The 12,586-nt window shown below is 69.1% G+C and carries 15 protein-coding genes; 5 read left to right on the forward strand and 10 right to left on the reverse strand.

The window, feature by feature from the left end; translation table 11 throughout:
- Positions 1 to 2 precede the first annotated feature (2 nt).
- Entirely contained in the window at positions 3 to 197 is a 195-nt protein-coding gene (locus tag BM417_RS04200; protein WP_093588351.1) for a ferredoxin, read from the forward strand.
- Here the strand turns inward: BM417_RS04200 and BM417_RS04205 are convergent, their stop codons facing one another.
- Positions 198 to 1,760, reverse strand: coding sequence for a serine/threonine-protein kinase (locus tag BM417_RS04205; protein ID WP_143138491.1), 1,563 nt, complete (start codon positions 1,758 to 1,760; stop codon positions 198 to 200).
- Between the two features lie 92 nt (positions 1,761 to 1,852).
- Between BM417_RS04205 and BM417_RS04210 the strand changes: the two genes are divergently transcribed.
- Positions 1,853 to 3,328 (forward strand): tannase/feruloyl esterase family alpha/beta hydrolase, encoded by a 1,476-nt coding sequence (locus BM417_RS04210; RefSeq protein WP_093588353.1) that lies wholly within the window; start codon positions 1,853 to 1,855, stop codon positions 3,326 to 3,328.
- 51 nt (positions 3,329 to 3,379) lie between these two features.
- Here BM417_RS04210 and BM417_RS04215 read toward each other — a convergent pair whose 3' ends face one another.
- The gene (locus BM417_RS04215) at positions 3,380 to 3,787 is read right to left on the reverse strand and encodes a winged helix-turn-helix transcriptional regulator (protein WP_245821684.1); all 408 of its coding nucleotides are present in this window, start codon (positions 3,785 to 3,787) and stop codon (positions 3,380 to 3,382) included.
- A 28-nt stretch (positions 3,788 to 3,815) separates the two neighbouring features.
- On the opposite strand from BM417_RS04215, the gene BM417_RS04220 reads away from it, so the two are divergent.
- Both BM417_RS04220 and BM417_RS04225 read left to right on the forward strand, forming a co-directional pair.
- Positions 3,816 to 4,370, forward strand: coding sequence for a hypothetical protein (locus BM417_RS04220; protein WP_245821685.1), 555 nt, complete (start codon positions 3,816 to 3,818; stop codon positions 4,368 to 4,370).
- A 307-nt stretch (positions 4,371 to 4,677) separates the two neighbouring features.
- A complete protein-coding gene (locus tag BM417_RS04225) occupies positions 4,678 to 5,502 on the forward strand; it encodes an alpha/beta fold hydrolase (protein ID WP_093588355.1) in 825 nt (274 codons plus the stop codon).
- Positions 5,503 to 5,852: 350 nt separating this feature from the next.
- Here the strand turns inward: BM417_RS04225 and BM417_RS04230 are convergent, their stop codons facing one another.
- Complete coding sequence (locus tag BM417_RS04230; RefSeq protein ID WP_093588356.1) at positions 5,853 to 6,407, reverse strand: EF-hand domain-containing protein; 555 nt, start codon at positions 6,405 to 6,407, stop codon at positions 5,853 to 5,855.
- Between the two features lie 123 nt (positions 6,408 to 6,530).
- On the opposite strand from BM417_RS04230, the gene map reads away from it, so the two are divergent.
- Positions 6,531 to 7,358, forward strand: coding sequence for a type I methionyl aminopeptidase (map, locus tag BM417_RS04235; protein WP_093588357.1), 828 nt, complete (start codon positions 6,531 to 6,533; stop codon positions 7,356 to 7,358).
- Here the strand turns inward: map and BM417_RS04240 are convergent.
- The 7 genes from BM417_RS04240 to BM417_RS04270 are packed head-to-tail and all read right to left on the reverse strand — an operon-like array spanning position 7,340 to position 12,572.
- The gene (locus BM417_RS04240) at positions 7,340 to 7,756 is read right to left on the reverse strand and encodes a VOC family protein (RefSeq protein ID WP_093588358.1); all 417 of its coding nucleotides are present in this window, start codon (positions 7,754 to 7,756) and stop codon (positions 7,340 to 7,342) included. The genes map and BM417_RS04240 overlap by 19 nt on opposite strands.
- Positions 7,753 to 7,998: an acyl carrier protein gene (locus BM417_RS04245; protein WP_093588359.1), complete on the reverse strand. Its 246-nt coding sequence runs from the start codon at positions 7,996 to 7,998 to the stop codon at positions 7,753 to 7,755. Before BM417_RS04245 ends, BM417_RS04240 begins: the two co-directional genes overlap by 4 nt.
- Entirely contained in the window at positions 7,991 to 9,844 is a 1,854-nt protein-coding gene (locus BM417_RS04250) for an HAD-IIIC family phosphatase (RefSeq protein ID WP_093588360.1), read from the reverse strand. The genes BM417_RS04245 and BM417_RS04250 overlap by 8 nt, the downstream gene beginning before the upstream one ends.
- Positions 9,845 to 9,857: 13 nt before the next feature.
- Positions 9,858 to 10,874 (reverse strand): 3-oxoacyl-ACP synthase III family protein, encoded by a 1,017-nt coding sequence (locus BM417_RS04255; RefSeq protein WP_093588361.1) that lies wholly within the window; start codon positions 10,872 to 10,874, stop codon positions 9,858 to 9,860.
- Entirely contained in the window at positions 10,871 to 12,172 is a 1,302-nt protein-coding gene (locus tag BM417_RS04260; protein ID WP_093588362.1) for a hypothetical protein, read from the reverse strand. Before BM417_RS04260 ends, BM417_RS04255 begins: the two co-directional genes overlap by 4 nt.
- The gene (locus BM417_RS04265) at positions 12,172 to 12,399 is read right to left on the reverse strand and encodes an acyl carrier protein (protein WP_093588363.1); all 228 of its coding nucleotides are present in this window, start codon (positions 12,397 to 12,399) and stop codon (positions 12,172 to 12,174) included. The genes BM417_RS04260 and BM417_RS04265 overlap by 1 nt, the downstream gene beginning before the upstream one ends.
- The gene (locus BM417_RS04270; protein ID WP_093588364.1) at positions 12,396 to 12,572 is read right to left on the reverse strand and encodes an MbtH family protein; all 177 of its coding nucleotides are present in this window, start codon (positions 12,570 to 12,572) and stop codon (positions 12,396 to 12,398) included. Before BM417_RS04270 ends, BM417_RS04265 begins: the two co-directional genes overlap by 4 nt.
- Between the last annotated feature and the right edge of the window lie 14 nt (positions 12,573 to 12,586).

The following is a 12,586-nucleotide window of genomic DNA, read 5'->3' on the forward strand; positions in this document are numbered from 1 at the left end:
ACGTGAAGGTAGTGGTGGATCAGGGGAAGTGCGTCGGCGCCGGGCAGTGCGTGCTGGCCGCCGACGACGTGTTCGACCAGCGCGACGACGACGGTCTGGTGGACCTGCTGGACGCCAGCCCGCCGGCGGAGCGCCTGGCCGACGTCCGGCACGCGGCTGCCGTGTGCCCGGCGTCGGCGATCGCCGTCTCCGAGTAGCTACTGCTTCATCAGCGGCTCGGTCAGCTTCGTGCCGTCCGCCTTGCCCACGAAGCAGTGGATGAGGCGACTGGAGCTGCGGTACCCGTTCTCCGTCTTGACCTTCCAGGCCTCGGCGGTCGGGATGATCACCCAGTACCGCAGGGTCTTCTCCTTGTCCTGGCCGTTGACCTTGGCCGACAGGAACGTGCGCGTGCACCCGGTGCCGCCGAGCTTGGTGAGCTGCTCGGCACCGGGGTACGCCACGTCCTTCTCGATCTCGGTGCTGGCGAGCACGGTGTCGAGCAGTTCGACGTCGTGCTCGGCGTAGCAGCCGACGCGGTCCTTGGTCTGGATCTTCGGGGCGTCCTTCGCGGGCAGCCAGGTCAGGCACGAGTTGCGGAACGCCATCAACGTGTCGCCCTTGATGTCGCCATCCGGGCCGAGGGTCAGGACCGGCTGCATCGCGGCGGTGCTCGCGGGGCCGTCCGGCACGCCCAGTCCCATGTTCGTGAACATCGGCTTGAACACGGTGAAGTACAACAGGACCAGCGCGCCGACGAGGAACAGCGGGACCAGCGTCGCCGAGAGGATCAGTCCGACCGGGCGCTTCTTGCGTGGGGGAACGGGAAAGACCGGGGCAGGGGCGAACTGGCCGATGACCACGGGGCCTGACGTGGGTGCGGCACCGGACAATGCCGCGACGTCCACCTTCAGCGTCGGAACGGCCGTGGTCAGGTTGCTGTCCACGGCGGGCGGCCTGGCCGGGTAGAGCTCCGCGACGGCGTGCGCGCGTTCGATCAGCCGATGTGCCTGGGCGACACCGAGTCTGCGCGCGGGATCGGGTTCCATCAGGCCGACGATCAGCTCGCCGAGCGGGCCCGCGACCTGGGGCACCGGGCGTTCGCTCATCACCGCGAGGATCGTGGCCGAGGTGGTCGGGCGGTCGAACGCGCCGCGCCCCTCCACCGCGAAGAACAGCGTCGCCCCCAACGCCCACAGGTCCCAGGCGGGCGAGGCCTCACCGCCCGCGAGGCGTTCCGGGGACATGTAGGCGGGCGAACCGATCAGCGTGCCGGTCGCCGTCAGCCGGGGATCGTCGACGGACTGGGCGATGCCGAAGTCGGTGAGCTTCGCGGTGCCCCTGCCGGGCACCATCACGTTGCCGGGCTTGACATCGCGGTGCACGACGCCGGACGCGTGGGCCGCCTCCAACGCGTTCAGCAGCTGTCCCGCGAGTGTCGCGGCCGCGCGTGTGCTCAGCGGTCCGGAGTTTTCGACCAGGGACTCCAGCGTCGGAGCGTTGATCAGCTCCATCACGATGAACGTCTGGTCGTCCTCGGAGATGAGGTCGTAGACGGTGACCACCGCCGGGTCCTGAAGTTGCGAGGCGATGCGTGCCTCGCGCAGCACGCGTTCCTGGTACACGGCACGTTCCTGAGCCGGTACGCCCACGGGCAGCAGCAGTTCCTTCACGGCGACCTCGCGGCCGAGGACGGTGTCCTTTCCGAGCCACACGGCCCCCATGCCGCCCCTGCCCAGCTCACGTTCCAGCCGGTAGCGTCTGTTGCCCACCTCGCGCATGCGCGGCAGTCTTTCACCCGGTCCAGTGACGTACACGAGCAGCGTCACCTGACGGGCGCGACGGGTCCGAGGCCCGCTTAACGTCGCGCGGCGTGAGACGACTGACGAAGCTGTTGGCGACAACGTTGCTGCTGACCGGGCTGGCGCCACTCGCGCCGGCGTCGGCGAGCACCCCGGACTGCACGACGGTCGCGGTCACCGCCCCGGCCGGTGCGAAGATCGAGTCCGTGGACGCGGTGAGCCGTCCCGAGCACTGCGAGATCACCGTGACGCTCACGCACACCGACGACCACGTGAAGGTCGTCGTCGGTCTTCCGCAGACCGGCTGGACGGGCCGGCTTCAGGGCGTCGGCGGCAGCGCGTACGCCGCGGGCGACACCGGCGCGCCGTTCACCCAGGCCGTGAAGGACGGCTACGCGGCCGTGACGACCGACGCGGGCGTGCTGGACGGCCTCAACACGAGTTGGGCGCTCAAGAACGGCGAGCTCGATCGCACGCTGCTCACCAACTTCGCCACGCGCTCGGTGCACGAGGCGGCCGTGATCGCGAAGCAGGTCGTGCGCAAGCACTACCAGCGTTCGGTCAGCTACTCCTACTGGAACGGCTGCTCGACCGGCGGCCGCCAGGGTTACGCGGAGGCGCAGCGGTTCCCGGACGACTACGACGGCGTCCTCGCCAACGCACCGGCGGTGAACTGGTCCCAGTTCGCCGTCGCGACGCTGTGGCCGCAGGTCGTGCAGGGCAACGACGGTCACGTCGTCGGCAACTGCGTGCTGGCGGCGTTCCGCAAGGCCGCGATCGAGGCGTGCGACGCGCAGGACGGTGTCACGAACGGCATCGTCGACCGGCCGGACCGGTGCAGTTACGACCCGCGTCAGCTCATCGGCGCGAAGATCCTGTGCGAGGGCAACGAAGTCACGGTGTCCCAGGCCGACGCCGACGTCATGCGCAAGATCTGGGACGGCCCCACCGACGAACGTGGCCGCACCCTCTGGCCAGGTCTGCCGAAGGGCGCCGACCCGGTGTGGCTCGCGGGCACGATCCCCGGCTTCCCCGGCCCCGGTTTCCCGGTCGCCGCGCTGTGGGTGCAGAGCTTCCTGCTCGAGCAGCCCGGTTTCGACACCTCGAAGCTGACCTACGCCCAGTACCGCGACCTGTTCCGCCAGTCGGTCCGCGAGTTCGACGACGTCATCGGCACCTCGGACCCCGACCTGTCGGCGTTCCGGCGCTCGGGCGGCAAGCTGATCACGTTCGTGGGCACCAACGACCAGCTGATCCCGCCCGGCGGCACGCTCATGTACCGCGACCAGGTCGAGCGGCGCATGGGGTACGTGAACGACTTCTACCGCCTGTTCACCGCGCCCGGCGTCGACCACTGCCTCGGTGGCAACGGCCCGCAGCCCACGAACGCCCTGGGCCAGCTGGTCGACTGGGTGGAACGCGGCAAGGCTCCGAGCACTCTCAGCGCGGCCACGGCCGACTCGACCCGCGACCTGTGCCCGTACCCGAAGACCTCGCGGTACGTCCACGGCGACCCGAAGACGGCCTCCAGCTACCGCTGCGTCTAGGTCGTACCGGCCGTTCGGGACGGCGGCGGACTTCGCCGTCGTCCCCGGTCGTCATCGACCTCCGAGCGAACCGCCGCAGCTCATCGCGTCGGTCGGCGCGGCCTCGCCGTGCGTGCGCCGGAGGTGGGCCTCGCCCCACACCCGGACTCCTTCCACGACGGGCAGAACCGTTTCCCCGTAAGGCGTGAGCCGGTAGATGACCGGCGCCGGCACCGGTCCGGTCTCCACGCGGTCGACGAGTCCGTCGGCTTCGAGCTCGCGCAGTTGCTCGGCCAGCACCTTGGGCGTGATCGGCGCGCCGCGGCGGCGCAGACCGGCGAAGTGGGACTCGCCGTGGGCGAGCCAGTAGAGCAGGGTCAGCTTCCACTTCCCGCCGACCGCGGCGAACGCGGCGGCCATCGGGCAGCCGGGCAACGGGTTGGGGCGCGAGGGGTTACCCGCAGGTGCCTTCTTGTCCACGGCCGCACTCCGCTCGGATAGTCAGGCCATGACCTTGCCACACAAGCGAATCCTGATCGCGGTCCTGTCGCTGCTCATGGTGGCCGGGACGGCCGCGTCCGCTGCCGAGTCGCAGTCCGATGGTCAACGCGACTTCGACTGGGAGTTCGGCAACTGGCGCACCAGCGTCCGCGTGCTCGCCGAACCGCTGTCGGAATCTCCCGACGAATGGCTCCAGTTCACCGGCACCAGCCTCGTCCGTCCGCTCATGGACCGGCGGGCGAACGTCGTCGAGCTCAAGATCGCGGGCGAGAGCGGCCGCATCGAGGGCATGAACCTGCGGCTGTTCGAACCGCAGGCGAACCGGTGGAGCCTGAGCTTCGTCAGCCTGCGCGACGGACTGCTCACGCCGGCGGTGTTCGGCGGCTTCCGCGACGGCGCGGGCGAGTTCTACGGCGACGACCAGCTCGGCGGCCGCCCGATCAAGGTGCGCTTCCTCGTGTTCCGCCAGGGGCCGGACAAGGCCAGGTTCGAGCAGGCCTTCTCCGGCGACGGCGGAACGACGTGGGAGACGAACTGGATCGCGGTCGACCGCCGGATCTGATCTTTCGGGCGAGCTTCCGCCCCAGCCCTCGCGTGCCACCGTCCGCGCGCCCGTCGGGTTCGATCACGCTGAAGTGGCCGTCACCGGGCGGCAGGCGCAACACGCCGTACCGGGACGGTTCGGCTCCGTAAGCGATCTTGCGAGACGTCGGAGTCCTCACGCAGGTCGCCTTCCTCTGCTACGACTGACCGTACTCGCCAGTCACGGCCGAAGGACCGCAGTCACCACACCAGTCATCTGACAGGCTCAGCCCGCTCGTAACTCGACCAAAATCGCTCCCGACAGCGACACAGGACGGAGAAACGACATGCCCACGATCACCACCCCCGACGGTGTCGAGATCTTCTACCAGGACTGGGGCACCGGTCAGCCGATCGTGTTCAGCCACGGCTGGCCGCTCTCGTCGGATGACTGGGACGCCCAGATGCTGTACTTCGTGCGACAGGGCTTCCGGGTCATCGCGCACGACCGCCGCGGCCACGGCCGTTCGTCCCACGTCGCCACCGGCCACGACATGGACCACTACGCCGCCGACCTGGCCGCGCTGACCGAACACCTCGACCTGCACGACGCCGTCCACATCGGACACTCGACCGGTGGTGGCGAGGTCGTGCACTACATCGCCCAGCACGGCGAGTCCCGCGTGGCGAAGGCGGCGCTGCTCGCCGCCGTGCCGCCGTTGATGGTGCAGACCGAGGCCAATCCCGGTGGGTTGCCGATCGCGGTCTTCGAGGACCTGCAGGCTCAGCTGGCTGCCAACCGCTCGGAGTTCTACCTGGCACTGCCGTCCGGGCCGTTCTACGGGTTCAACCGTGACGGGGTCGAGCCTCGGGAGGCTTTGATCCGGAACTGGTGGCGGCAGGGGATGATGGGGTCGGCGTTGGCCCACTATGAGGGGATTGTCGCGTTTTCGCAGACTGACTTCACGGAGGATCTGCGGAAGATCACCGTGCCTGTGTTGGTGATGCACGGCGACGACGACCAGATCGTGCCGATCGCCGACTCCGCGTTGTTGTCGGCGCCGTTGTTGAAGAACGGGACTTTGAAGGTTTACGAGGGGTTCCCGCACGGGATGCCGACGACGCACGCGGACGTGATCAACGCTGATTTGCTGGAGTTCATCCGGTCCTGATGCGGAGGTCTGGTTGCGTTGACCCCGGTCCTGTTCCAGCGGGGTTGGTCGCGTTCCGGACGTTCAGTCGCCTTGCGAGAGGGGTCTCGCAGGTCGTGACGAAGTGCGGGGTTGCGATTGGGGCTTGACCTTGAGCCTCTGGCGGGATGCTTGACGGCCGGAAAAGGGCCGGGCTGAAAAGCGCCCGGCCGTGTCCATGCGGGGAGCATCCCGCCCGCTCAAGGTAAGCCCCAATCGCCATGAGCGGACCCCTACCGCTACCCGGCGCTTCTAGGTTCAGACGGCTCGCTTCGCGCCACACCAGGTCTCGTACGTGGCCACCTTGCGAGGCTGGTTCCTTGAGCCGCTGGTCAGATGCGCTGGAGCGCCTTCGGGTACAGCCAGCTGCCGGGCGTGTCCTCCGCCGGGTTCGTGTAGTAGTCCCGCACGGCGGCCACGTACTCCTGCACGCTGATCGCCCCGTCGCCATCGGTGTCGAGGTGCGCGAACGCCGTCGCGCAGTCGGCCTCGGCCAGCCCGCGCGCCTTCAGCAGGACGCCGAACTCGGCCGAGTCGACGCGGCCGTCGCCGTTCGTGTCCATGATGACCAGCAGGGACTGGACGACCTCGAGGAAGTCCATGGCGATCGGGCCGCCCTCGACGAACGCCTCGATCATGGCCTCGCGGTACTCCTCGGGGCCGATTCGGCCGTCTCGGTCCGTGTCGCAGTGGTCGGCCAGCATCTCCCAGAAGCGGTCGTAGGCCTCGATGAGCTCGCGGCCGCGTTCTGAGGACGCCGGTTCGCCGAATGCTTGGAGCAGGCGGTTGGCCAGGGCGTAGATGTCCGCTAGTTCGATGACGCCGTTGCGGTTGACGTCGTAGTGGGCGAAGGTCGAGTCGATCCTGTGCTGCAACACCTGCTTCATGACCAGGCACTGTGGTGACGCCGGCCCGCCGGCGCAACGCGCGTCCCCCTCCTGGGTGGTGTTGTTCAGCCGGTTCCGCGAAGCCGGTATAGTTATACCGGCACCCGCTGATGGAGGAACACGTTGATCGAGCTCAAGTCGCCCGCGGAGATCGAGCGCATGCATGTCACCGGCCAGTTCATCGCGGAGGTGCTCGACGAGCTCTCCGCCAGGGCCGCGGTGGGCGTGAACCTGCTCGACCTCGAGCATCACGCGCGTCACATGATCGAGGAGCGCGGCGCCGTGTCCTGCTACTGGGACTACTCGCCGTCGTTCGGGCGTGGGCCGTTCCGCAACGTGACCTGTCTGGCCGTCAACGACGCGGTGCTGCACGGCCTGCCCAAGAGCTACGTGCTGGAGGACGGTGACGTGCTGACCATGGACATCGCGGTCACGGTCGACGGGTGGGCGGCCGACTCGGCGATGACCGTTGTCGTCGGCACGCCCCGTGAGGAGGACCTGCGGCTGGTCAAGGCCACCGAGGTGGCTCTCGCGGCCGCGATCGAGGTGGCTCAGGTGGGCAACCGCATCGGCGACATCTCCGCGGCGATCGGTGAGGTCTGCACCGGGCTCGGCTACACGCCCAACCTGGAGTTCGGCGGGCACGGCATCGGGCGCACCATGCACGAGGCGCCACACGTGGCCAACAACGGTCGTCGGCGGCACGGCATGAAGCTCAAGCCCGGGCTGACCATCGCGATCGAGCCGTGGCTCGCCGCCACGACCGACCAGATCATCTACGACGAGGACGGCTGGACGCTGCGTTCGGCCGACGGGTCGCGGACGGCGCACTCGGAGCACACCGTCGCGATCACCGAGGACGGGCCGCTGGTGCTGACCCGCCGCAAGAGCGAGCTGAGGCCTCAGGCAGAGCCCGAGGCCTCCGAGTCGACTCAGGCGCGGTTGCCGTAGTCCACGAGCTCGACCAGCAGCCCCGTCGACGGCCCGAGGTGTGCGAACGCCACCCGCAGCCCGGGCCGTCCGCCCTGGCACGGCTTCTCGTCGACGAGGATCGCGCCGCGGTCCTGCAACGCCGCCAGGTCAGCGTCGATGTCGTCCACCTCGAACGCCACGTGGTTCAGGCCGGGGCCGAGTCGCGCGAGGTGTCCGTGGACGGCGGCGTCGGGGCGCACCGGCGCGACCAGTTCGATCGAGGTGGTGTCGCCGGGGCACTGCCAGAACGAGGTCGCCACGCCGTAGACGTCGACGTCGTCCTCGTAGGTGCACTTCAGGTCCATCAGGCCCATGCCGGACGCGGCCGCCTTGATGTCGTTGGTGACCACGCCCACGTGGTCGATGCGCAGGATCATCCCGACTTCTCCTGTGCGCTCGACACGGCGGCGACGAGGCTGCCGACGTCCTTGATCGCGAAGTACTCCTGGAGGTCGAGGCGTACCGCGAACTTCTGCTCGATGCCGGTGAGCAGGCGCAACGCGTCGTAGCTCGTCCAGTTGGCGAGCGCGTCGAACCGCGCGTCGGCCGAGATGTCCTCGGCCGGCAGGTCCGTCACCTGGCCCACGAGGTCCGCGACCTCCACGAAAACCTCAGACATCGGCCGACTCCCTTTCCACGACGAGGTGCGTCCACTCAGGACTGATCTGCGGCCGCGGGTGCAGCGGCAGTGCGAAACGGCCTTCCGCCAGGCGTTCGAAGCCGGCGTCCGGGTAGAACGCGGCCGCGGCCTTGTTCCGGTCGGTGGCCGCGAAGTCGGCCTCCAGCCTCAAAGCGCCCGAGGAAGCGGCACGGTCGGCGATGTGCTGCACGACGGTGTGCTCGACGCCGCGGGTGAAGACCCGGCAGCTCATCACGAAGTTCTCGACGAGCCAGTGGTCGTGATGCTTCGACACCCAGACGCCGCCGACGATGCCCTCGGCCCCGAACCGGTCCGCGACCTCGAAGACCAGCACGACGTGGTCCTCGGACGCGGCCATCTCCCTGGTGCGGGACTCGGCGTGCGAGGTACCGATCATGTTGAACTGGTTGGTGCGCTGCCCGAGCTGGACGAGCCGGGGCAGGCTGAACTCGTCGGCCTCGCGGACCGAGACCTGGATCTCCAGGCTGCGCAGGTAGTCCTGCACCGAGCTGAACGAGCCGGCGAACTCGGTGCGTTCGGCGCGGGCCTTGTAGAGCTGCGTGCGGTCGCGGTCGGTCGCCGTGGTCGTCAGGACGTCGAACGAACCGTTGCGCTGCAACGCTGTCACGTGATCGGCCGGGTCGCCGTTCAGGTGCACGACGGTGACCTCGGGGATCGAGCCGCGGACGAGCTGCGTCTCGAACGTGCTGTCGTCGGCGAAGACGAAGCTGTCCAGGCCGAGGTTGAGCCGGCTCGCGAGCCCGCGGATGTTGTGGTCCTTGGGCTGCCAGTCGACCGCTTGGGCCGCGATGTCGGCGGGACGGATCACCATGTCCGGGTGGCCGTTGAGGACCTCGTCGACGATCGCGGCCTCGTTCTTGCTGGCCAGCGCCAGAACCACGCCCTGCTTGCGCAGCTGGACGGCCCGGCGCTGCATCTCGCGGAAGGCGTTGCCGGGGTACATCGAGCCGATCTGGATGCCGCTCGGGCCGTCGTCGCCGACGACACCGCCCCACAGCGTGTTGTCCAGGTCGAGCACCAGGACCTTCTTGGCCAGGCCGAGGAACGCGCGGCAGAAGTTCGCGGCCTCGGCGGCGTAGACCTGCTCGACCTCGGGCGTCCAGGCCGCGCTGGCGAACCGGTAGAGCCGCTCGTCGCGCAGCCGGGCCGGGGTGTCGACCAGGTACGCCTCCAGGTCAAGCGCGTGCACCTGGTCGTGGCGCAGGGCCATGCCGAGCAGGTCGCTGTTCAGGTCGCGCCAGGCCCGGCCCAGCGCGGCCCTGCCGTCGAACGCCACGACGCCGCGCATCTCCACCGGCGACAACGGCACGGTGTGCACGAGAACAGCGCTGCCGGAGCGTTCGGTGAAGGCGCTGACCAGGTTGTCGAACATCGACCAGCGGCCGCGGATGTTGTTGTCGAACGACTCCACGTCGTCCCATTCCGCCGGCACGAACCAGTCGTCGTGCAACAGGCACAGGGTCACCTGCGGTGCGAAGGACGCCAGCGGTGAATCAGGACTGCTCAGGTCGACTGCCAGCTGGTCGAAGCCGGACACGTGGATCTCCGGCGCGATCCCCTTGCCCAGCAACGCGACCCTCAGCAGCGGCGCGACCCCGGACGCGGTGAACGTGCCGGTGATCGCGATCTTCACCGGCTTGAGCTTGCCGAGCAGCCCCGCCGGTACCTTCGCGAGCAGCCGTCCGGCTTCGAGCAACGCCGGAATGTCCTTCAGCTGCTGGAGATCGGTCAGCAACGCCGGGTCGGCGGCGGCATCGGGCTTGGTCAGCTGGCGGATCCGCGCCAGGATCTCTTTGGTCTCCACGATTCTCTCCCCCTCAGATCGCCAGAAGCGTGCACAGCCAGTGCATGCCGCTGGCCGTGCTGGTCAGTGCCACGACGTCGCCCTCGGTGAACTCCTCGGTCATGAGGTAGTGCTCCAGCGACATCAGCTGGTCGGCGCACCCGACGTGCCCGTACGCCTGGGACACCTCGGTGTTCGTCCACTCGGGACCGTGGTCGAGGTCCTTGGCCAGCAACGTCATCGCCGGCACGCTGTCGTGCAGGTGCAGGAGCTTGCGCAGGTCGCCGGGCGTGATGCCGGCCCGCTTGCAGGCCCGGCGCACGACCTCGTGGTTGTTCGTGCGGATCGTCGAGACGAACTCGAACATCTTGCGGATGTCGCCCGCGAAGAACTCCTCGAGCCGCTTCTGCGGGCTCTTCACGCCCACGTCCGCCTGCCCCGCGAACGGCCGGGCCGCGGCACCGACGTCCATCATCATGAAGTCGGCGTACCGGCCGTCACTGATGATCTCGGTGTTCAGCCAGCGGTTGCGCGGGTGGTCGCGCTGGACCACGGCCGCCGCCGCGCCGTCGGAGAAGATGCTGGTGTTGATCTCCATCCGGTTCCAGTACGGCTCGCACACCCGGTTGGCGCCGATGATCAGCGCCGTGCGGTAGTCCGGGTGCGTGGCGAACTTGCCGGCGACGACGTCGAACGCGGCCACTCCCCCGCCGCACGCCTGGGTGAGCAGCACGTTCTCCGACCCGTTCGCGCCGATCTTGGCCTGGGTGGCGCCCGCGGCGTCCCAGTACAGGTGCTCGGACAGGTCCGACATGGCCAGCACGATCAGGTCGACCTCGTGCGGCTGCACACCCGCGTTGCTCAGCGCCTTCGCACCGGCCTCGGCTGCCAGGTCGGTGAGCCCGACGCCGTCCTTGGCCCGGTGGAACGTCCGGTAGCCCCAGCCGAGCACGCGGTCGACGTCACCGGTGTAGCCGGCGGCGGCGGACGCCACGTCCACGGGATCGCCGAGCACGTGGCCGAGCGACAGGATTCCGAAGTGGACGGTCACGGGATCTCCTCGATTCTGGCTCCGGCGTCCGTCAGGAATCCGGCGGTGATCTGGTTGTGCGGGGTGCGGCGGTGCCGGAACACGACGTCGCCGTGTTCTTCGCGCAGCCGTTGGAGCACGACGTCCTCGACTCCCTTGCCGAGCACGACGCAGGACAGCGAGAACACGTCCACGACGCCCTGCGCGGTGATGCCGACCGCGCCGCTGATGCCGTACTCGCCGAACTTGTCGCTGACGCGCACCGCGAACACCTCGCGGTCCTCGGACAGGTCGAGCTTCTCGGTGCCGAGCGTGAAGTCCTTGGCCCTGGACACGACCTCGACGACCTTGGCCGCCGACTCGGGCCCGACGGGCCGGAGGTCGACCTCGACGTTCAGACCCGCCATGAAGTCGTCCAGCGAGACGGTCTCCCTGGCGGTGCGCCGAGTGCGTCGAGGAGCGGTCTGCAGGGCGGGAAGGCGGTCCAGCAGCCCGGACCGGACGAGCTCACCCCGCCACGCGTCGGGCTTGGCGCCCAGCCGCAACAGGACCGCGGACTCGGCAGGCACACCGGCTTCCGCGGCCAGTGCCGCGACCTCCTCGGCACCCGTCCGCACGACCAGCCGGGCCCCGGACTCGCGCAACCACGTCAACGGTTCGTCGAACGCGGCGACCGAGTCCTGGTCCACCACGACGACCCGCGGCGTCAGCCCGTACACGGCCCGGAGCACGCCGGCGAGCTGAGCTCCCAGCTCGCCGAACACCGCCTCGGTGTAGGGGATCTTGGCGAACTTGAACATCGCGGCGTGGTGGGCCTTGGCCGTGCCGACCGCGCGGATCGCCTGCTCGGCGTCGACCACCCAGGCGTCCGGACGGCTCGCCAGCTCGGCCCGGATCGCCTCCCTGGTCTCGTGGGCCGCGGCGGCCGTTCCCGCGCCCCGCCCGTCGTCGAGGTGCCCGAACGCCCGTTCCTCCGGCACGGCGGGCAGCACGACGATCAGGAACGACTTCCAGCGCCGTGCCGCCGACATCGCGGCATCGACCGCGGTCTGCAACTCGTCACCCAGTTCCTCGAACCGTGGCGCCACCACGAGCACGTCCGGCCTCGCCAGCGCCATCACCGACGTGTCGTCCAGGCACTGCCGCACGATCTGGTTGAACGGCGCGGTGCTGAACGAGACCGGCAGCCCGGCGTCGTGCAGCGCGACGCCGGCGTACGGCATCAGCGGGTCGATCGTGTAGCTCGCCAGCAGCCCCACGCGAACCAGCGGGCGGACATCGGTCTTCCCGATCTCCTGCCAGCGCAGACGCACGTCCATCAGACCTCGACCCCCTTGGCCCGCAGTACTTCCCGGACGTCCCGGACGGTGCGCGCGTCGGCGATCTCCTCGTAGTCGAACGACAGCCCGTAGGCCTCCTCCAGCGAGACGATCAGCTGGATGTGCCGCATGCTGGTCCAGCTCGACAGCGTGTCCTGGCCGGCGTCGTCGGTGACGTGCGCCGGATCGACGTCCAGCGCTCCGGCCACCACATCGGTGAACGTCATGACCTTCCTCTCAGGCTGAGCGGGCGCATGTCCGTCCACACGCGACCGATGTGCGCCAGGCACTCGTCCTTCGTTCCGCTGACCCCCGCGTCACGCCACCCCGGCGCGTTGTCCTTGTGCGCGGGCCAGAGCGAGTACTGCTCTTCGTCGTTGATGACAACCCGGTGCGTCATGAAGATCTCCCCCT

It is taken from the genome of Lentzea waywayandensis, from assembly GCF_900115955.1.
GTDB lineage: Bacteria > Actinomycetota > Actinomycetes > Mycobacteriales > Pseudonocardiaceae > Lentzea > Lentzea waywayandensis.

What these genes read in the sequence shown, in the direction of transcription:
- BM417_RS04205 (WP_143138491.1), bottom strand. Translation starts at nt 1,760, where the DNA reads ATGCGCGAGGTGGGCAACAGACGCTACCGGCTGGAACGTGAGCTGGGC.
- BM417_RS04220 (WP_245821685.1), top strand. Translation starts at nt 3,816, where the DNA reads ATGACCTTGCCACACAAGCGAATCCTGATCGCGGTCCTGTCGCTGCTC.
- BM417_RS04225 (WP_093588355.1), top strand. Translation starts at nt 4,678, where the DNA reads ATGCCCACGATCACCACCCCCGACGGTGTCGAGATCTTCTACCAGGAC.
- BM417_RS04230 (WP_093588356.1), bottom strand. Translation starts at nt 6,407, where the DNA reads ATGAAGCAGGTGTTGCAGCACAGGATCGACTCGACCTTCGCCCACTAC.
- BM417_RS04240 (WP_093588358.1), bottom strand. Translation starts at nt 7,756, where the DNA reads ATGATCCTGCGCATCGACCACGTGGGCGTGGTCACCAACGACATCAAG.
- BM417_RS04245 (WP_093588359.1), bottom strand. Translation starts at nt 7,998, where the DNA reads ATGTCTGAGGTTTTCGTGGAGGTCGCGGACCTCGTGGGCCAGGTGACG.
- BM417_RS04260 (WP_093588362.1), bottom strand. Translation starts at nt 12,172, where the DNA reads ATGGACGTGCGTCTGCGCTGGCAGGAGATCGGGAAGACCGATGTCCGC.
- BM417_RS04265 (WP_093588363.1), bottom strand. Translation starts at nt 12,399, where the DNA reads ATGACGTTCACCGATGTGGTGGCCGGAGCGCTGGACGTCGATCCGGCG.
- BM417_RS04270 (WP_093588364.1), bottom strand. Translation starts at nt 12,572, where the DNA reads ATGACGCACCGGGTTGTCATCAACGACGAAGAGCAGTACTCGCTCTGG.